This window comes from Mesoterricola silvestris (genome assembly GCF_030295405.1).
Lineage (GTDB): Bacteria > Acidobacteriota > Holophagae > Holophagales > Holophagaceae > Mesoterricola > Mesoterricola silvestris.
In genome coordinates, this window is the sequence record NZ_AP027080.1 from 3,933,033 (window position 1) to 3,952,900 (window position 19,868).

Annotated in this window: 12 protein-coding genes; 9 read left to right on the forward strand and 3 right to left on the reverse strand. The window is 65.6% G+C overall.

Features of this window, described 5'->3' with window-relative positions; all coding sequences use genetic code 11:
* Positions 1 to 75: 75 nt before the first annotated feature.
* Together R2J76_RS16945 and R2J76_RS16950 are read right to left on the reverse strand one after the other, a co-directional pair.
* A complete protein-coding gene (locus R2J76_RS16945) occupies positions 76 to 621 on the reverse strand; it encodes a hypothetical protein (protein ID WP_316412825.1) in 546 nt (181 codons plus the stop codon).
* Positions 622 to 699: 78 nt separating this feature from the next.
* The gene (locus tag R2J76_RS16950) at positions 700 to 1,338 is read right to left on the reverse strand and encodes a TetR/AcrR family transcriptional regulator (RefSeq protein WP_316412826.1); all 639 of its coding nucleotides are present in this window, start codon (positions 1,336 to 1,338) and stop codon (positions 700 to 702) included.
* 750 nt (positions 1,339 to 2,088) lie between these two features.
* Between R2J76_RS16950 and R2J76_RS16955 the strand changes: the two genes are divergently transcribed.
* Positions 2,089 to 2,472: a VOC family protein gene (locus R2J76_RS16955; RefSeq protein ID WP_316412827.1), complete on the forward strand. Its 384-nt coding sequence runs from the start codon at positions 2,089 to 2,091 to the stop codon at positions 2,470 to 2,472.
* Complete coding sequence (locus R2J76_RS16960; RefSeq protein ID WP_316412828.1) at positions 2,473 to 2,973, forward strand: GNAT family N-acetyltransferase; 501 nt, start codon at positions 2,473 to 2,475, stop codon at positions 2,971 to 2,973.
* A 67-nt stretch (positions 2,974 to 3,040) separates the two neighbouring features.
* Here R2J76_RS16960 and R2J76_RS16965 read toward each other — a convergent pair whose 3' ends face one another.
* A complete protein-coding gene (locus R2J76_RS16965; protein WP_316412829.1) occupies positions 3,041 to 4,126 on the reverse strand; it encodes a hypothetical protein in 1,086 nt (361 codons plus the stop codon).
* A 343-nt stretch (positions 4,127 to 4,469) separates the two neighbouring features.
* On the opposite strand from R2J76_RS16965, the gene R2J76_RS16970 reads away from it, so the two are divergent.
* From R2J76_RS16970 to R2J76_RS17000, 7 genes are all read left to right on the forward strand, one after another.
* A complete protein-coding gene (locus R2J76_RS16970; RefSeq protein WP_316412830.1) occupies positions 4,470 to 5,054 on the forward strand; it encodes a hypothetical protein in 585 nt (194 codons plus the stop codon).
* 81 nt (positions 5,055 to 5,135) lie between these two features.
* Entirely contained in the window at positions 5,136 to 5,735 is a 600-nt protein-coding gene (locus R2J76_RS16975; RefSeq protein WP_316412831.1) for a hypothetical protein, read from the forward strand.
* A gap of 11 nt (positions 5,736 to 5,746) precedes the next feature.
* Positions 5,747 to 8,926, forward strand: coding sequence for an AAA family ATPase (locus R2J76_RS16980; protein WP_316412832.1), 3,180 nt, complete (start codon positions 5,747 to 5,749; stop codon positions 8,924 to 8,926).
* A gap of 86 nt (positions 8,927 to 9,012) precedes the next feature.
* Complete coding sequence (locus R2J76_RS16985) at positions 9,013 to 10,410, forward strand: UvrD-helicase domain-containing protein (protein WP_316412833.1); 1,398 nt, start codon at positions 9,013 to 9,015, stop codon at positions 10,408 to 10,410.
* A gap of 38 nt (positions 10,411 to 10,448) precedes the next feature.
* A complete protein-coding gene (locus tag R2J76_RS16990; RefSeq protein ID WP_316412835.1) occupies positions 10,449 to 12,371 on the forward strand; it encodes an AAA family ATPase in 1,923 nt (640 codons plus the stop codon).
* A 10-nt stretch (positions 12,372 to 12,381) separates the two neighbouring features.
* Positions 12,382 to 14,031, forward strand: coding sequence for a hypothetical protein (locus R2J76_RS16995; protein WP_316412836.1), 1,650 nt, complete (start codon positions 12,382 to 12,384; stop codon positions 14,029 to 14,031).
* Between the two features lie 359 nt (positions 14,032 to 14,390).
* On the forward strand, positions 14,391 to 19,856 hold the full coding sequence (locus R2J76_RS17000) for an RHS repeat domain-containing protein (protein WP_316412837.1): 5,466 nt from the start codon (positions 14,391 to 14,393) through the stop codon (positions 19,854 to 19,856).
* Positions 19,857 to 19,868: the final 12 nt, after the last annotated feature.

The following is a 19,868-nucleotide window of genomic DNA, read 5'->3' on the forward strand; positions in this document are numbered from 1 at the left end:
AGTCAGGAACCGACGTGGTTATCGGGGGAGGGCTTTCCTAATCATAACGGAGGGCGGTTCCGGCGCCCCTGCCCTTCAGAAGAGATATCCGATCTTGACGGAGACCTCCGCCTGCAGGGCCTTCGGCCGGCATTCGCCCTGGGAGCTCGACACCGCCCGGTCCCCCCCGATGCGCCGGTGGACCGCCACCCAGGGATTCACCTGGAACCCCCGCCCCAGGGGAACCACCCATCCCATCCCGAAGGTGGCCTGGAGGCTTTCCAGCCGCACCCGCTCCGGCCCCCGCGCCCCTTTCAGATCCTCGTCCCACCGCTCCAGCCCTCCCCCGATCCAGGGCCCCGCGAACCCCGCCCGGAAGAACCGGTCCACCAGGAGCGCCTGCGCCCGCGTCCGCGCCTTCTCCCACCCCGCGGGCGCGAAGCGATCGGGAAGGTGGACCTCCGCCGCCACCAGGCGCAGCCGCCACACATCCCGGCCCGCGGCCACGGAGGCGTACCACCCCCCCGTGGCCACGGGAAGCACATCCACTTCAGTGGCCCAGCGCGTGGGTCCCGGGGCGGGGGTTTCCGCCCCCAGGAAGAGGCCCGGGACGAGCAGCAGAAGCAACGTGAGTCGTTTCATGGGATCTCCAAAAATCTTGTCACCAATCAGTGACATTAAGGACACAGGCACCCGAACGCCATCCGGTCCCCCCCCCGGCTATCGGCGGGATTCCGTCCGGCCCAGAAGGCCCTCGCACAACGCATGAACGGCCGCTTCGATCCGCTCCCAGCCTTCCGGGGACCCAAGGGGCACGCCGTTGTATCGCTCCACCGTCCGGGCGCGCAGCAGCAGGTGCTGCAACCCCGCCCCGAGCAGGGCCGAGACGGCCGGAAGATCCCCGCCCCTGCCCCGCAGGTGCTCCGGAAGGGCCTCCATCAGTTGCCCGGACCGGGCCTCCCGGACCCGGTCCAGCACCCGGGTCAGCGGATGCCGTTCCACCGCCTCCCACGCCATCACCTCCAGCGTGAGGGGCCGCTTTCGAAGGGCCTGGAGATGCCGGATCAGCATCCCGGCCGCCAAGGCCGCCGGTTCCGGTTCGGGTGAATCCCCGACGATCTCCTCCACGGAGGGCCAGAAGTCCATCTCGCTCGCCCAGGCCTCCGTCAGCTGGTCGATTCCCCCGAAATACCGGTAGATCAGGACCTTGTCGACCCCAGCCTCCCGCGCTACCGCGTTCACCCCCAGGGCCCCGAATCCCTCCCGGCTGAGGAGAGTGCCCACCGCGGCGAGGATCCGCTTGCGCGTCGCCGCGGCGTCTCGGGCTTTAACGGGGTTGGCGGGGGGGCGGGTCGGCATCGGGTCCTCGGGGGTTCAGGATAGTCACCGCGTGGTGACAAGTCAATCCAGGTGGCTTCATGGAGGAACCTCCAGTACGTCCAGCGTCGTCCGGGAGATTTCCGGGCTTGCCCATTCACAATTCGTGAATTGTAGATATCCATCACCGGAGAAGCCCACGAGCAGCAAACAGCGTCATCGCCTTACAAAAATGGGGTGTGCTCTCCAACGCTGGGTCAGGACCAGCGTGCTTATCTCTTGAAGATCCGGCCAAGCATGAAGATGAAATCAGAAAGCAATGGAATTTGAAGTTCGCGTTTGAGGTTCCGTCGCTTGAATCGCCTCCAGCCGGCCCAAAGAAGGACCAACAGGACCAGCAGTCCAATCTCAACGGCAAAAGGTATGAACCGCGTTTCTCGTTGGCTCAACGTGATCTCGTCAGGGTGCTGGATGATGCCTCTTGGAGACGCGACGGGCCCCAGGATTCAAGCCCGCGGCAATTCTTTCCCTTTCCAGGATAAACATAATTTACCTTGAGCTCCGGAACCAAAGCGAACCTGAGGAGCGCCCGTGGAAAAGAGCCTCATCAACGAGATCCTCCATTTCCGCGACGCCAGGAACTGGAATTCCTCGATACCGTCGATCCGAGGCCATCATGCAGCCGGCGCGACGCTCCTCCGGCTGCAAACGCAGCCTGCATTCAGCCAAGCCCCCCCGTCCGGATCCGGTAAGATGGCTGGGCCCGGCCAACCTTGAACCCGCGAGGCCCCCATGAGCGACCCGAACACCCTCAAGAACTGCATCGTCTGGGCCGACATCCCCGTCAAGGACCTGGACCGCGCCGCCGGCTTCTACCGCGACGTGCTCGCCCTCGGCGTCCACCGGGAAGAATCCGGCCCCACCCCCTTCTGCGTCTTCCAGCACGACCAGGGCAACGGCGGCTGCCTCGTGCTCCAGCCCGGGGACGTGAGCGCCTCCGGCATGCTCACCTATTTCAACGTGGACGGCCGCATCCGCGAGGCCCTGGCCCTCGTCGAAGCCAAGGGCGGCCACGTGCTGCAGCCCCTGCACGGCATCGGCCCCCACGGCTTCCGCGCCGTCATCCTGGACAGCGAGGGCAACCGCATCGCCTTGCATTCCCAGGTGGACGCGTAGATGTTCGTGCGCCCAGGCCAGCTTGAGGACGTAGCCCCCGTCATGGCCCTGATCCGCCGCGTCGTGCCCCTGATGCGGGCGGCCGGCAACCTCCAGTGGGACGACACCTACCCCAACCCGGAGGTCTTCACCCAGGACGTCCAGCGGGCAAACCTCTGGGTTGCCGAGGAGGACGGTCGCCTCGCCGGTGTGGCCGCCATCACCATGGATCAGGAACCGGAATACGCCGACGTGGGCCTGGACCCGGACGAGCCCGCCATCGTGGTGCACCGCCTGGCGGTGGATCCCGGGTTCCGGGGCCGCGGCGTGGCGGAGGCGCTGATGCTCCGGGCGGAGGACCTGGCCCGGGAGCGTGGGATCAAGGCGCTGAGGCTGGACACCAATACCGAGAACCCGGCGACCCGGCGGCTGTTTCCCAAACTGGGTTACGTGCTGGTGGGAGAGATCGGGCTGAGCTTCCGGCCGGGGCGGCGGTTCCTTTGCTATGAGAAGCGGCTATAGGGCCGTTGGAAGATCCTAGAAGCCCACCGGACTGGAGGTCTTGATCCGGGGTGCGAAAGGGATCGGGTCAGGGCAGGCCCAGGCGGCGCTTGAGCCCTGCGCGGTCATGGTCCCAGTCGTGAACGACCTTGGCGTGACAGACCCTGGTCGTGCGGGTCACCATGCCGGGGTTCACGCGGATGTGGGCCGCCTTGGTGCGGCCTCCGAACCTCTGGATGCACTTCAGGGCTTCCAGCTCCTTCAGGGCCTCGGAGAACCGCGAAGGTTTCATGCCGAGGATTCCGGCCAGTTCCTGCTGGGTCTCCTGGACCACATTCCATTCATCCATGTGGGTCAGGAGGATCAGGAAGACCTTGAAATGGGCGGCGCTCGGCCGCGGGAGCCCGGAATCCCCGCCTTTGCCCAGGAGCCGCTCCTCCATGGCGGGGATGTTCAACCGGACCCAGCGCTGCCCCTTCCACGGATCCTCCGGGGTCCCATCCTTGGGTTCCTCTCTTTTGGCGGGGTCCGCCTTGCGGTCCTGCTCTGGGGCTGCGGGAACCGCAGAAGGAATCCCGATGGGATGGGCGTACCAGGCGTGCCCCTGGATGCGGCCCAGGGGGCTGACTTGCGCGGACGGGTTCTGGAGGTCCAGCGCCAGCCCCAGGCCATAGGTGCCCGCCAGTTTCTGCAGGTCCTCCGGGATGGCGCCGGCCTCCGACCCCTCCTGGCCGGCCACCTTCACGGCCTGTTCCCGCAGCGTGAGAAGGACGTGCGTTGACATCCCGGGCGCCCCGATCCAGGTGATGTCGACATCCCTCCGCGCCAGGTCGTTGAGGACGCCCTGGGCCTCCTCCCGCCTCGCCGGATCCTCCACGGGTTTCAGGAGCCAGGTCTTGGTCGGTTTCTTGTAGGATCCCCCCACTTTCTTGATCTCATCCCGGTAGTCGAAGGCCCCCTTCCCCAGGACGGCGGCCTGGTAACCGATACGGGGCATCCTTCCCTCCCGGATGGCCGTCTCAAACGCTTCCCGCTCTGCCGCCCGCCTCGCCTTCTCCTCCCCGTAGACCTTGACCCTGGCCCGCCCCTGGGCCACGGACGGTGGCAGCGCTTGATCCCGGATCGAAAGCGCCTCGCCGCCGGGGTGGTCCAGGGAATCGTTCAGGTCGTTCATCGGGCGTCTCTGGGAAACAGATCGGCCTGGCCTCGCCTTGGCAAAGGGGAGGCTGGCCGGCCTGGAGGGGAGGCCTTGATCCTACCAGCTCCCCGGACACTACCGGGAAAAGGGTGGAACCCTACCGCTTTTCGGCCCATTCCGGATACACCCGGCCATGAGTTACAACGCCTCGCCGCTATTGGTACTGATGTTGCGCCCCTGAGGGAGGGATCGGATTTTCCCTCGGCGGGGGGGGTCGACCATGGATTCAAGCCTCCAACCAAGGCCGAGCGATCCACGAAAACCCGTTCGATCCACCCCATCGGCCGGGACCACCCAACCCATCCTACCAGGAGACTCCATGCGAGCCCACCCGACCCTCCTCACCGCCCTCCTCGTCCTTCCCCTCCTGAGCCTCGGCACGGCATGCCGGCGCAGCGCGGAAGCCAGGACCCAGGAGGCCACCGCCCTCATGCGCGCCATGGACCAGGAAGTCCTTGCCGCCCAGCGGACCATCATCACCCAGTTCAAGGCACTCCCCCAGGCCGACGAGTACCGGCTCGCCCTGGACAAGGGCCTGGACACCTGGGACATCTCCGACAAGAAGCTGGCCGAGAACGAGGAGGCCATGGAGAAGGCCTTGATCGGGTTCCAGAAGGACGCCAGGGAGGACGCCCTGATCGGGGAGTACCGCCTCTACGCCAAGAAGATGGCCCGGACCGCCCAGGAGCAGGAGGCGGAGTACGACAGCCGGCGGATCAACACCCGCAAGGAGATGGAGCGCGGAACCTTCAATTACCAGGGGGCCACCATCCCCCTCGGGGAGCCGGGGAAGCGGATCCGGTCCGCGGTCCTGGCCATCCTGCCCCTGGAGATCCACCTCCAGGCGGAGACCCGCAGGATCTCCGCCGAGTACGAAGCGAAGCTGTCGAAGCTCCTCCCCTGACGAGCCCTTCGCTTCCGGACCGGGACGCCCTGCCGGCGGGCGCCAGCGCCGGATCACGCTTTCCCTTTGTGAGGAGACACCATGGCCCTGACCTCGGGCGATCTGATCAAGCACCTGTCCAAACTTGGCTTCAGCCCCGAATCCGGGGCAGGAAGCGAGACCGTCCTCGTCTCGAGGCCCACGCACCACTGGCTGGACGACGCGGGCCGCCACCTCATGGCGCTGGAAGTCCGGTTGGACCCGGATGGGCACTACACCCAGGTGCTGGGTCCCGCCTTCGCCTCCGGGAACCTCTTCGCGGAGCCGGACCAGGCCTTCGCGCTCACGGAGACCATGACGGCCTTCCATCTTCTCCGTTTCGTCCATGCGCCCGATGACGGAGAGATCCGCCCCAAGATCGAGCACGTGAACCTCGCGGCCGAAGCCCTGGGCGTGGAGGCGGTGCCCTCCCTCATCAGGCTGGCCATGGAGATCTTCGATCCCACTTTGACCTTCCTGGAAACCCTGGCGAGGACCGGACGGCGGGACACGTGGCTCCTGGAAGCCGACCCTCCGGAGCTCCAGCGCCAGCAGGCCCGCCTGCGGAGCCTGCAGGAGCAGGTGGAGGCGGCCGAACGCGAGCTCGACAAGGTCCGCCAGGCCCGGACCTTCAGCGCCCCCAAACTGCCCAAGTTCATCTAAGGAGAAACCAGATGCCCCTTCAGAATGCGACCTCGCTGCAGAAGGACCTCTTCGCCGGGGCCCGGCGCTGCGCGCTGGCCCATGGCCGGAAGGCCGTCGGCATCGAGGACGTCCTCGCGTCCTTCGCCGGCCTTGCCAGGGACCCCCGCCTCGCTCCCGTGACCCGCGAGGGCCTGGGCCTCCCCCCGGAGGCGGTGGTCTGGCCGGAGGACCTGGTCCGGCGCTGGCGCACCGCCGTGGACCGGGTCCGCTCCGCCGAAGCCCCCATGCCCTACGAACCCGCCCTGCAGCCTCCCCTGGACCACGCCCTCCGGGCCCGCGGTTTTGATCTCGGGGCCCTGCTCGCCGGGATCGCGAAGCTGGACGCCCCCTCCGCCCGCGAACTGCGGCGCCTGAATCCGCGGCAGGAAGGGGACGGCACGCCGGAAACCCTGGCCCGGCGCCTGCGCCGGGCGGGTGAAGCCGGCGAGGACCTCCGGACCTACCTCGAGGCCCGGCTGTTCGGGCAGGACCACGCCATCGAGACCCTGGTGAAGGCCTACGTCAGTTCCCAGATCAGGCCCCAGAGCGCGGGCCCGCGCGCCATCTTCACGCTCATGGGCCCCCAGGGCACCGGGAAGACCCTGGCCGCCAGGTGCCTCGCGGAGCACCTGGGCCAGACGGGAGACCGCTGTGGCGAACCCCTGATCCTGGACATGGCCACGCACACCGGCCACCAGGCCCAGGAAAAGCTCTGGGGCTTCAGCAAGTCCTACACCGATGCCCGTCCGGGCATCCTCACCGGTTTCGTGAAGGCCAACCCCGAGGGCGTCGTCGTCTTCGACGAGATCGAAAAGGCCTCCTCCGCGACCCTCCAGGCCCTCCTGGGCGTCCTGGACCGCGGCAAGGGCCGGGACGACTACGACGAGGAGGAGGTGGACTTCTCCCGTGCCATCCTCTTCTTCACCACGAACCTTGGCCGGACGCGCCTGGCTTCCGCCCGCGGGGCCCTGGACCGGGAAACCCTTCTGGACATCCTGGGGTCAGAAGTCGGGCTTCCCCCGGGACAGTCCGGCGCCCCCGTCCCGCTCCTCTCCCCCGAGCTGGTGTCCCGGCTCGCCAAGGGCGCGGTCCTGGCCATGGAACCCCTGACCCAGGACGGCTTCCTGGCGGTGTTCCGCAAGGCCTTCAGCCAGTCCCTGGAGGCCGCGAAGCTCCCCATCCCCCACCTGCCCGGGGACGCCGCCCTGCTCTTCCTGCTGCGGCACGCCCAGGGCCTGGACGGCCGCAAGGCGCAGGCTGTCGGCGTGGACCTGGCCGACCGCGTCATCCAGGACCTCGTGCGGGCCACGGAAGAACGCCCCGGGACGGAGCTCGCGGACATCCGGTTCCAGGTCTCCCCCGAAGCGGCCCACTGGCTCCGGCGCAAGGCGGACGCGGTCGCCGTGAACCTCCTGGTCGTCGGCGAGGACCTTGACGCCAAGCGCTTACTTGGCGGGCCCGGGATCACCTGGCGGTCCGTGGCGTCCCTCGCCGAGGCCGCGACCGCCCTGGAAACCCTGCGGCCGGATGGAGTGGCCTTCCTGGGGACGGCGCAGGATGGGCAGGATCTCCCCTTCAAGGGGCCCCGGATCGCCCTGGCGGAGGCGGTCCCCGGCCGGGACCCGCGCGCCGAGGCGGCGTCCTTCCTGAACCAGGTGCGCCGCGGACGGCTCGTGAAGGAGCAGGTCCGCTCCCATCAGTCGCTCTCCTTCGTCCTGGAGTCGAAGGTCCTGAGGACGGAAGGCCTGCCGCACACCCTGGAACTGCGGCTGTCGAGCCCGAAGGAGACCCGCTTCCTCCGCCACGGGGTCGCGGACAGCCCCATCCGCATGATGGAACGCCCTGAACAGGGCTTCGAAGCCATCATCGGGCACGGCCAAGCCAAGGCCCGGTTGTCGAAGCTCGCGGAGCGCCTGGGCGCCGCGGGGTTCCAGCCGATGCCGGCCAAGGGCTACCTCCTCGCGGGCCCTCCCGGCACCGGCAAGACCAGCCTCGCCCGTGCCTTCGCTGCGAAGGCCGGCGTGCCCTTCTTCGCCCTGGGCCCCGCCGACCTCGCGAGCCCCATGAAGGACGAAGGCGCCCGCCGGATCCGCGAGGTCTTCGCACTGGCGGCGGAGTACGCGCCTTCCGTGGTCTTCATCGACGAGCTGGACGGCATCGCGCCGAACCGGAGCCAGGCCGGCCATTCCATGGAAGGGCGGCAGATCCTGACGACCCTCCTCACCTGCATGGATGGGATCCGCCCCAACGAAAGGCCCGTGTTCGTCCTGGGCGCGACCAACAGGCCGGATCTCCTGGACGAAGCCCTCCTCCGGCCGGGGCGCCTGGATGCGGTCCTGGCCCTGGACCTGCCCGGCGCCGCCGATCGGGAAGCCCTCCTCCGGGCCCGCCTCCAGCGGATTCCGGACCAGGTGCCGCTGGACCTTGAAGCCCTGGCGAAGCGGAGTCTCGGACTCAGCCAGGCCGCCCTGGACGGCCTGGTCCGGGAAGCGCTCCAGGCCGCCGCCTGGGAGGGCCGCTCCACCCTCACCCTGCGGGACCTCCAGCGGGCCCTGGAGACGGCACGCCTGGGCGACCGGTCCGAAAGCGCCCCGCACACCGAAGCCGTGAAGCGCCTGGTCGCCGCCCACGAGGCCGGCCACGCCATCGTCAGGGCGGCCCTCCTACCTGATTCCCCCGTGACCCGCATCGATATCGTCCCCCGCGTGAGCGGAGCCGGCGGAGTTACCGAAAGCCTGCCGCAGGAAGGTTCCTGCGCCCTTCGAAGCCGCTCGAGGCTGCGTGCCGAACTGGCCGCCCTCATGGGCGGACGAGCTGGCGAGCTGATGCTGGTGGAGAGCGAGGACCTGGTGACGGATGGCTGCCAAGGTGACTTGGCCCAGGCCACTCGGATGACCCGCCGGGCAGTCCTCGAAGGGGGAATGGATCCCGAAGTGGGATTGGTGAACGTGACGCTGGCCGCGCGGGAAGGGTGGGACGACAGGATCACCGCTCGTGTGGCCGCCTGGATTGAGGAAGGTCATAGCCGCGCGTTGGAGGTGCTGAGCGCGAACCGGAAGGCCTGGGAGGGCTTGGTGGAACTGCTTCTGGACAAGGAGTCCCTCGAGGGCGAGGACCTGGGGACGCTCCTGAAGGATGTGGGACCTTGCCGGTGCGTATCGACGAAGTAGCGGACCGGCAGGTCCGAAGCCCATGCTACGATTCACCACCCGTTGAAAACTGTTTGGTTGCTTTGCTTTACATACCGAGGCAGTACATGGCGTTTCGATTGGCGTTGCCGCAGATCCAGCTTGTGGATTTCGACCCCGAGGGCGTACTGCTCATCCGTGGCCAGGCGGGAAGCGGGAAGACCACGGTCCTGCTGGAACGGGCCCAGGCGCTGCTGAGGACCTACCCGAGGGCCACCGTGCTGGTGCTTGCCTTCAACGAAGCGCTCTCGTCGCGGGCCAGGCGTACCCTTGGCGCGGCCGTCGCGGAGGGGCGACTGGAAGTCCGGACGCTCCACGACTGGGCGAAAACCTTGGCACGCCATGAAGGCGTTCAGTTCCCACCGGGCTTCTGGGCGGATTCCACGACCCGCGAACGCTTCCTGGGCAACATCCTTAAGCGCCCATCCATGAACATCCAAGGAACACGGCTGGAGGCCTGGACGGTTTCCCAATGGAGTGATGAGGTGGAGTGGCTGATCGGCCAGGATATCCAGTCTCTTGAGGACTATCTGGATACGCCTCGCCGAGGGCGTGGCCGATCGGGGGGCCCAGGGCGGGAGGACCGGGCCAAGGTCTGGGCCGTTTTCGAGCAGTACCGGAAAGAACTTTCGGCCAAAGGCAAGCACGACCTCCACGACATTCTTGGCCTGATCCGCAAGGCCAGTGAACAAAGCCAGAAGCCTCAACCGCAGAAGGCTTCCTTCGATTTCGTGCTTGTGGACGAGGTCCAGGACCTCGACCTGGCGTGGCTGAAGGCCGTGGCCTCCATCGCAAGGGTCGGCACGACCTTCTCGGGCGATTTCGCCCAACGCATCTATCGCCGCCATTTCACCTGGAAGGCCGCGGGAATCGAGCTCCCCCCGGCGCGCTCCCGATTCCTGGCGGGCACCCATCGCAACCCCAGGGCCATTGTGGCGCTCGCGCAAAAGGTTCTCGGCGAAGCGGATCCCTCCGCGGATACGGGGTTCGAGTCCCCAAGCCCCGACGCCATGCTGGACGACGGGCAGGATCACGTTTATTTCATCCAGCATCCCCAGGTGCGGGAGGCGCGCAAACGAGCCCTTCTGCACGCAGTCGATTGCTGGAAGGGGGGAAGGGACGTGGTCATCGCCGTCCCCTTCAGGCGGATCGCCGATGAATCCATCAAGGTTCTCGGGGAGCTCGGCACAAAAGCCGGATTCCTCCAACGAAGGGACCTGGCTGATCGGGATGGTGCGGTTCTGCCGCTCACCACCTTCCACCAGATGAAGGGCCTGGAATGCGAGGACCTCGTGCTCCTGGGCATGGAGGACGACTTGTTCCCAGGGTGGTTCCTCTCTGACCTGCAAGGTGCCGAACTCGAGGACAAACAGGCAGAACTCCGGAACCTGCTCTACATGATCGTGACCCGGCCACGCCGTTCCCTGACGCTTTCCATGGGCGGGAAGGTGTGCCGGTTCCTGTAAGTGCGTTCAAGTATTCGACAAGCCCCCAAGGAGTCCGCGTGGAAGTACTCAACCTGCAGCCTTACAGCGTAGTGACGGAAAAGCCGGGCGGACATGGCCTGACGTTTCGTGACCATGGCGACCTGCAATTCAACTTGAACAGGGCCTTCCGCGAGATTCGCGCAAATCAAGAATATCTGGCGATCGATGGAAGCCATCTCTGGCAGATCAGCTTCATCCAGACTCCATGCAATGGGACCAAACAATATCTTCACTTCAAAGAAGAGGAGGCACAGGAACTGGCGGAGGTAGGCCTCCAGTGGCTCAACCCCGTCGAGGACCAGGCACAGGTTCCCAAAATGGGAAAGGAGCACATCCTTGAGCTGCTCGGGAGCCTCCGGGATGCCGGGAAGGAAAGCTTCTGGAACTGGGCCATCGAATCCCATCGTGAGCAGGAAAACCATTTCGCGAGTCTGTTGAGCACCAACGGAATCGACCCCATCGGCTGCTTCAAGGTCCTCCTGGAAGCGGACCGGAGCGGGCCTTTCTGGCGATGGGCCGTTCAGATCGACAAGGAAGGTCGAAACAACCTTGCCCGCCTTTTCGACCTGAACGCCCTGCGGCCGTTTCTGGAGGAATGGAGGGCCCAGTTCTGGGAAGAGGCGGGGCGGCGCGGGGATGTCCTCGGATGGTTCGGCCTCGTGGATGAGTGGATGGACTTCGCTGCCCGGGGTTCCAGGTTGTCGTCCCAGCCCTCCGTTCAAAAGGCTTCGCCCCTGCCCTTGGCCGCGGAGCCAATGCCTGCGCAGACCATCTATTTCGGCCCCCCCGGAACGGGCAAGTCCTGGACCATCGCCGCCCGGATCGCCTCGGACAAACCCTCCTCCTTCCCCATCCAGTTTCATCCGGAATATACCTACGGTGACTTCTTCGGCAAACTGGTGCCCCTCACCGTCAATGACCCTTCAAAACCCGATGAGCACCGGATCGACTACCGTGTCCACTTGGGCCCTTTCCTGAAGGCCCTCTCGAAGGCGTATACATGGATGGCTTCTGGCCAATCCAATGCCTCGAATGGATCGGGTGAAGTTTGTCTTGTCATCGATGAGATCAATCGAGGGAACTGCGCTGCCATTTTCGGGGAAACCTTCCAGCTCCTGGATCGCGAGATCGGCGATCGCCACATTCCTCATGAACTTCGCGAAGAGGGACCTGTCGTTTCCAGGGCGGGGTGGTCGTCCTATCACATCGAACTCCCGCCTGTTCTCAGGAAGGCGTTCTTCGAATACTTCCTCGAGGCATTGCTGGAGGGCACGTCCGAGGAAGGCCTCGAATTCCCAAAGGAGCCCTGGAAGGATGCCGCGAAAGTCCTGAACCGGCTTCACGAAGGTGGGGAACCCAAGGTCACGCCGGAAGACTTCCCGGCCAGTCCCATTGCCGTGCGGAGGAAGGAAGATTTTGCTCTCCTGCGTCAATTGGCCCACGACGGGTTGATCGCGTTACCGCCGAACCTGCACATCCTGGCATCCATGAACACCTCCGATGAATCCGTCTTCTTCATGGATTCGGCCTTCAAGCGACGGTGGGACTGGGAGCATGTGGGGATTGGTGAAGTTGCTCCCACCCGGCTTTCGGGAATCAGGGTTGAAGGCAAGGAGTACACGTGGTGCGAGCTGGTCGGCAAGGTCAACGCGTTCCTCAAGGCCAATGCGGATCGCATTCGCGGGATCGATGACAAGCAGATCGGCTACTGGTTCATCAAGCCGGAACCCAGCTCCCAGCCAGGAAACGCCTTCGAGGTCTCCCTCAAGTCCTTGAAGGGAAAGCTGCTCCATTACCTCTGGGACAGCGTCTTCAGCCGCGACCGGAGGCCTTTGAAGGATCTTTTGCCGGATGAGGCCCGGGCCCGGACCGTCACGTTCGGGGACTTCGTGGGAGGCAACAACCTCGAGTTGATCCTAGATAGACTCATGACCATGTGAGGGGTATCGGATGCCGGCTCCGGAGCAAAATCCGCATCCCTGGAAAATCGTAGGCCCCAGGCCCGGCATGGGCTGGGGCAGAGTCGGCTGGAAGGGGAATGAACTCGTCTTCCCGGAAGGCCTTTCCACGGAAGCTGAAGGCTGCGCCCATCGCCAGATCAAGCTCGCCATGGTCCTTCAGCTTATGACCCCAGGGTCCAACAACCAGAAGATCGCGGTCAGCGAATCACCTGGATCAGAAGGGACGGGGGCCGTCCATACCGTCGACGGTGAAGCTCCTCCCCGCCGGGAACAAACCATGGACGGGGGTTTGGCCAAGCTCCTGGCCTTGGCGGATGATCCGGAACTGCCATGCCTGGTGCAGCGCAGGGGAATCGTAAGGGATCCGGACTGGGACCAGTTCGAGCGCCACCTGGCCCACGCCATCTATGAGCCCAATAACGCAATCTACCTGCCCGAGGGCATCGGACCACGCAGGATCAAGACTCACGGCATCACGGACATCGCATGCCTGTATGCCTTCATCGTCGAGGAGCTCCTGAGAGCGGGCCACCAGGATCTTGCCCAGGGGATGCCGCTTTTCCTGAGGAGCCTCGCGGAGGAATTCCGGGAGCGCTGGCCGGATTTCGCCGTCCCCTTTCTTGACGATGCCCAGGGGTTCAACAGGTTGCGGCATCTTCTCGACCAGATCCACCGGACGACGCCCCTCCGGGATGACCGGTATTTCGATTTCTTTGAAGCCATCGAAAGCTACCTCTACGAGGGCGACGCCTGGACCGATTCACCCACCTGGGGTACGGACTCCTTCGCCCATGTGTGGGAGGCGCTCTGCATGAACCACGTGGAGATGCACCCGGAAACCTACGGCAGCCTCCTGGCCATGGATAGACGGGAATGCGACTGGCCGGCCCCGGCCCACATGGACCGCTGGAACGGGTCCGGGCGGTCCGAGGAGAGCTTCTGGATCCACAAGGGATTCCGGAGCAAACTTGCCTCCGCCCTGAAATGGGTCAATCCGGGCAACGAGGAGGTGGAATCCGGCCATCGCGAGGATTGCCCGGCCAGGGGCACAAAAAGAAAAGTCACCGGCCGTGGGGACTGCCCGGATTGCCGTGAGCTCCGAGCCAGGAAGCCCCTGGAACCGGACGCGGTTCTGGTATCGGAACGGGTTCTGCCCGGCAACGGTCTAGGGAAAAAGAAGCGCCTCCTGCGCCGCTGCGCCTCAGAAGGACCCAAGAAGCTGATCCCGAAACCAAGCCGCCGCTCCGCGTTCCGCGTCCGCAGCAAGGTTGTCGTTGTGGATGCCAAGTACAAGCACGTCTATTGCAAACTTGTCACCCGGCAGGACCCTGACCTCCCTGATCGCGAAATCTCCATCCTCCTGAACCAGGATTTCGAGAAGCAGCTTCGCTACGAGGTTGCCCTGCGCCGCGCCATCCCGTGCGAAAGGGTCACGCACGAGTTCTGGGTTCCTGCCTCCGCCGGCGGAACACGAAGGATCGTCATCCCCAGCTGCCCGTGGGTTGCCCTGCGCCCCATGCCCATCGAACGGCTCCTGGATGAATACCTTCAACGCCACGGTTGGAAGCTTCTGGGCTCAAGACTTGCCCCACCAGGGCTTGCATCAAATCCGCCAAGGCCAGTCACTCAACCCGGGTGAATCTCAGTCCACGGTAAGCCCAGCCCCAAGGCCACCTGTGGAAGGCGTTGGGCCAGCCTTACCCGGTCACCCACTCAAAACAGCGAGGCCCCCCCTTATCCGGGGCCCAAATCCGGCCCCCGGCCCGGGAACTTACCTCCGCTTCGACCCGTTCATCCCCCGTTTTCGACCGTTCAGGGAAATTTTCCGGTTCGGGCCGGGATTGGGTGTAGCCTGTCTCCAACCCAACCCATGCCCGCGGATTGAACCCAGATCCCATGGCATAAATGCTGGATAAACAATTGCTTAAACATAATTGATTTAGTTATTAACTCGCAATGTCGAGGGGGAGTTTTGTGCGTAAATGGTGTTACCGGCTTTTGAGCACATCCATTAATCTGCTGTTCATCACCCTGGCCCTGGTGGGAATGCCCGGGGTTCTCCGGGCCCAGTCCTTCCAATCCAGCTTTTCCGAAGTGAAATTCGATCGGGCGAAAGGACCGGCCACCCTGAATGCGGGCGTCCAGGTGGACGTCGCCTCGGGCGCGGCGAGCATGGAGATCCCGTTCGGTCCGGGCATTGGGCAGCGCGGACTCACCTTCCGGCCGACCCTGAGCCTCCGGATCGCTCCCCAGGTGGCGGTCAGTTCCATCTTCGAAACCTACGTGGCCCAGGTCAGCAGCCGCGGAACCCTGTACTACAACACGACCACCGTGGACACGATCTACCAGCGCGGATACGGAACCTCGAGCTTCTCGCCAGGCTCCTTCGATCTGGCGCTGGGTTCAACGGATGAAACCCAGAGCGCGTACAGGCTTCCCGGCGGAGGCGGGACCCTCGTGGGCACGGTACCGCCTTCCATGACGGCCGCCGCGGCCGGGCAGCTCCTCGCGCAATTCGGCGTGTCCGGAAGCCTGGGGACCCTCGCCGGCGATGTGGGGTATCCGGCGGCGCCCTTCATCCAGGTGGGATCCACGGGCGCCTTGATTCTGGGGATCCTGGACGCCGCCGGGGACGTGCAGGACTGGCACTACCAGGAGAGCATCGACACGAATGCCATCCAGTGCCGCTGGCCCAGGCGGATCCTGGTGGTGGAGGGGGATGTGGCCTACGAGTTCACCTATGTGAGCCACCGATTCCGGACCCAGCTCCGTCCCTACCTCGTCAACACGTCCCGCACCTCCCTCTTCAGCGCCAACTATGCCCTCACCCACATCCGGAACCGCTTCGGGGAACGCGTCGACTTCACCTACGCTCCGGATGGGATCGGCTACACCGCCACGTGGAGCACGAACCCATCGGTCCGGATCCAGGTCGCCGTGGAGGGATCCGTGGGGGCGCCGGGCATGCCGAGCCTGGTCTCCAGCGCCTATGGCATGGGCGCCCTGACGCGGGTCCGGGTCTCCTACCAAGGCATCAGCCACCCCGTTTCCAGCTTCCTGCTGGATCTGGGCTGCCCGAAACCCATGGAGGCGTTGACCCTGGAAACCGGAGGCGAACCGGACAGCGCCGTCACGAAGCAGCTCCACGGCCAGCGGAAAATGAACGTGGTCTGGGGCGAGGCCGCCCACTGCCTCCAGCCCGTGAAGGTCCAGCAAACGGATACGGGCGAATCCGTCCAGTTCGCGTACGCCGTGGCCGGGACCGGCGCGACCTGGGATGGCGTGACCGTTTCGCCGACCGTCCTGAGGAGCGTGACCCTGCCCAACCGGATCGTCACCCTTGACTGGAAGCCGTACACCTACCAGGCCAACAGCTCCCCCAACGCCTGGGGCATCGCCCCGTCCAGCCAGCGGCGTCCTTCCTGGGCCTTCGGCGTGTCGGGCCTGACGGATGCGGACCTGATATCCGGCTCGGAACGCGCCACCGGCTACACCCGGGTCGTGCCGCAGCTCAACTGGCTCACCGCGGTGCCGCCCGTCGGCACCGATCTGACCGAGTCCTGGGTTTCCACCGCGTTCTACACGGCCGTCACGACCCCCGACGGGCAGGTGGCCGTCCACCGGTTCGTGGAGCCCGACCCCGCGAACGGGATGCAATTCCTGGCCTACCTCAAGCACGTGGAGCGCGAGACCCGCTACTACGCGGCCGGAGTGGGTTGGGAGGCGGACCTGCCGACCCCCGATCCCGGCGCCAGCTCGGCCTACAAGTGGGTGGTGAAGGACCGCCTCAGCGTGCACGCCCCGGGCAACGCCCGGGGGGTGCTGACGGACTACCCGGTGCCCTATGCGACCCGCACCCGCACCTGGGACAAGGATGCCCAGACCTTCACCGCGGAGGAGACGACGAACTGGGAGGCCTCCGGCCTGGGGTGGACCCAGGTCCACCGCACCACGGCGCTATCCGCCTCCCCCTCCCTCGGGTTCGACGTGTGGAATCTGGCCAGCCAGGGCGCCGGCTGGAGCTCGCCGGGGGCGGCGTCGGGCACGGAGGACCTGGTGGTCCGAACCCTCGATTCGCGGATCCCCCAGTGGCTCCTCGGCCGGGTGGCCACCGAGACCACCTCCCGGGGAACCGACGCGACCCAGAACGGCAGCACCGCGAATCCTCCACCCAAGGTGGCCCGGGAACGGGATGGTGCCCTGAATACCCTCAGGTCCGTGACCACGGGGGACCCGGCGAGCCTTGCCGTGGTCACCACCCTGGATTACCAGGGAGCCTCGGGCCTTGCCGCCGCCGAAATGCTGAAGGCGACCCTTTCCAGTCCCAACGGCCTCGCCTTCAGCGGGAGCATGGGCGTCGCCGCCTACGGGTACGACGGCAACGGCTATCTGTCGAGCATCGGCGTCCGGCCCAACGCCGGCCTCCTCCTGACCTCGGGCCAGGACCAGGACGAAGTGGGCCGGCCAACGGCCCAGCGTGACGCCGACAACCGGACGACCACGTTCGAGTGGGACGGGGCCGGACGCCTCACCCGCATCACGCCGCCCGGCATGCAGGCCACGGAGATCGCCTACGACGACGTTTCCCACCGGGGCCTGACCGTCACCCGCGGCGCCCAGGTCCAGGCGCTCCGCTATAACGGGTACGGAGAACTCGTCCTGGAGCGTCGCCTCGACCCCAACGGCGGGTGGTCCCACCGGATCCACGGCTACGACGGCGCGGGCCGCCCCACGGGTGAAACGGTCTGGTTGTCCGGGGACGGAGCCGACCACGAGACCCAGTGGATGCTCCCGAACCTGACCCGCCAAACGACCGTGACGGTCCCCGGGGAATCCGTCTGTAAGAAGTGGGGCGCCATCAATCCCGATACCGGCGAAAGGGCCTGCCTCCAGTGGCAGACCAGCCCGCCCACGACCACCGTGACCGCGGCGCTGTACCGGGGTTCTTCGCTCACCTACGATTCCCGGGGAAGGGCCGACACGTCCATCGATCCGGCCGGCCTGACCACCGTGACCGCCTACCCGGCATCGGCCGGATTCAAGAAGGTGGTGACCGTTGCCGGCACCCGCACGACGCAGTTCCTCCATGACGCCGCGGGCCGCCTGAAGGCGGTCACGGACGCCCTGGGCCAGGTGGCCGCCTACGGCTACGACGCCTCGAACCGCCTCGTCAGCGTGAGCCAGTCCAGCGGTTCCCACAGCCAGGCCCGGTCCTGGACCTACAACGCGCTGGGCTGGCTCACCTCGCTGGAGCAGCCGGAAAGCGGCACCACCACCTATTCCGGATTCACGGTCGCGGGCCGGCCCCAGGTCACGGACTACAACGGCAGGTCCGTGACGGCCACCCCCGACGGGCTGGGCCGGGTGCTTTCCGTCGTTTCCAGCGACGGCACCGTGAACCAGAGCTTCACCTATGACACGGCGCCCGGCGGCAGAGGCAAGCCCGCCTGGAGCCAGGATGGGCAGATCCAGGCCACGTACGGGTACGACGGCACCACCGGGCGGCTCAGCACCTTGACGACCCTGGCCGCGGGCCAGAGTCTCACCCAGACGCTGGGCTACGACGCGTATGGCAACCGGACCTCGGGTTCCACGGGGCACGCGGACTGGACCCAAAGCTATTTCGAAGCCGCCGGCCTCCCCAGGCTCCTCTCGAGCGGAGGCCAGACCATCGCGGACAGCAGCGACTGGTCGACCAGCTTCGAGCCGGTGAGCTGGCTTCCCCGGGCCGTGGCCTACGGAAACGGGGCATCCAGCCACTTCTCCTACGGCCCGGACCAGATGCGGCTGGGGACCCTGGAGCACTTCGGTGCGGGAAACGCCGCCCTGGAGCGCTGGGGCTACGCGTACGATCCCGCCGGGAACCTGGCCCAGGTCCTGGATCTCAGGACCCTGGAGACGGACGTGTTCGGCTATGACGCGCTCAATCGCCTCGTCTCCGCCACCCTCCAGAGTCCGAGTTACGGCCCGCAGAGCCAGACCTTCACCTACGACGCCTTCGGGAACCGGATCAGCGGAGCGACCACCAGCCCGGGAACCGTTTGCCCCTCCACGGCCTACGTGAGTTTCGATCCCAACGATGCCGCGCTGTGGGGCCACAACCGTCTGCCCGTTCAGATGGCCAACGGCGCCTACACCGGCGCCCAGTACGATGCCCAGGGAAACCTCACCCAGGTCTTTGAGCGCCCCGGGGAGTCGGGCAAGGTGATCACCCTGGGCTACGATGCCCTGGGCCGGGTGACCTCGGTGGAGCATTCCTCCCGCGGGGTCCAGGAGCGGTACCAATACCGTGCCGACGGCCTGCGCACCGTCATCCAGGACTATCTCGGGGGGACCTACCAGAAATCCCGGATTCAGCTCTACAATGATGCCCGGCAGCTGGTGAGCCAGTGGGAGGTCAGTCCCAGCGGATCCTTGACATGGACGCGTGACGTCTTCTACGTGGGCACCCAGGGCACGGCGGAACGGGATTCCGCAGGCCTCCACGTCACCCAGGTGGACCACCTGGGAAGCCCCCGGGTGGTCACGGGCCCCGCGGGGACGGTTGAATCGCGGCAGAAATACCTGCCCTTCGGTGAACTCCTCGAGCAGTCGGGGACCTTCCGGACAGCGAAGGGGTTCACGGGACATGAGCAGACGGATGCATCGGGGCTGATATACATGCAGGCGCGGTTCTACCTGCCGCAATACGGACGGTTCGCGAGCCCCGATCCGGCCAGGGACCAGCATTTCGAGTTCACCCAGAGCTGGAACATCAACAGCTACGTGCAGAACAATCCGGTCATGAGCACAGACCCAACGGGGCTGCAGGAAGTGCCCAAAGATCCGCGGGAAGTCACCGAAGAGGCCTCAGTGATACCGACTAAGAGAGAAGATTCCGGTTTCGGTGATATGACCATGAGGAATAAGGAGAACCGGAAGGCGTCGAAAGCGGAGAAACCGGCGGGATGGATAACAATCCATTCTTCAACCAGAGGAGAGGCAGGTATCACTGCCGGCCATTCGTATATTGAAATTACTACCGCGGAAGGAGAGCACCACACTTACGGGACATGGGGAAACACCTCTGGTGGTGGGAACCTGGGGTTGAGAGAAGACTTTGAATTGAAGATGACACCGACCGGTGAAGCAACTAGAACCCAAGAGATGAACGGTGACCAATTGAGAGCGGTCTTGGGACTTGTTCAGGCGGCCAAGGAAAAAGGAAGGGATGCCTGGTCGCTAGGTAACCCATGTAGCACTTTTGCTCATGCTGCGTGGGAGGCCGGAACTGGTGAGGATCTAAAGTTCACCAAAGGTGGCGTGAGCAATCCGACGTCTCTAAAGGAGGGGATTATTGCTGCGAATGGTGGGGTCGCTCATGGTGGCCTTTCAAAAATACCTGCCGATCAAAATCGAACCCATCGGGCGCCGATGTCGCCGTTTCTGAACTCCCTTGGACCAGCCTTATCGTCGGTCTTTTGATCTCTGGAGGTT

What these genes read in the sequence shown, in the direction of transcription:
- R2J76_RS16955 (WP_316412827.1), top strand. Translation starts at nt 2,089, where the DNA reads ATGAGCGACCCGAACACCCTCAAGAACTGCATCGTCTGGGCCGACATC.
- R2J76_RS16995 (WP_316412836.1), top strand. Translation starts at nt 12,382, where the DNA reads ATGCCGGCTCCGGAGCAAAATCCGCATCCCTGGAAAATCGTAGGCCCC.
- R2J76_RS16965 (WP_316412829.1), bottom strand. Translation starts at nt 4,126, where the DNA reads ATGAACGACCTGAACGATTCCCTGGACCACCCCGGCGGCGAGGCGCTT.
- R2J76_RS16950 (WP_316412826.1), bottom strand. Translation starts at nt 1,338, where the DNA reads ATGCCGACCCGCCCCCCCGCCAACCCCGTTAAAGCCCGAGACGCCGCG.
- R2J76_RS16985 (WP_316412833.1), top strand. Translation starts at nt 9,013, where the DNA reads ATGGCGTTTCGATTGGCGTTGCCGCAGATCCAGCTTGTGGATTTCGAC.
- R2J76_RS16945 (WP_316412825.1), bottom strand. Translation starts at nt 621, where the DNA reads ATGAAACGACTCACGTTGCTTCTGCTGCTCGTCCCGGGCCTCTTCCTG.
- R2J76_RS16970 (WP_316412830.1), top strand. Translation starts at nt 4,470, where the DNA reads ATGCGAGCCCACCCGACCCTCCTCACCGCCCTCCTCGTCCTTCCCCTC.
- R2J76_RS16980 (WP_316412832.1), top strand. Translation starts at nt 5,747, where the DNA reads ATGCCCCTTCAGAATGCGACCTCGCTGCAGAAGGACCTCTTCGCCGGG.
- R2J76_RS16960 (WP_316412828.1), top strand. Translation starts at nt 2,473, where the DNA reads ATGTTCGTGCGCCCAGGCCAGCTTGAGGACGTAGCCCCCGTCATGGCC.
- R2J76_RS16975 (WP_316412831.1), top strand. Translation starts at nt 5,136, where the DNA reads ATGGCCCTGACCTCGGGCGATCTGATCAAGCACCTGTCCAAACTTGGC.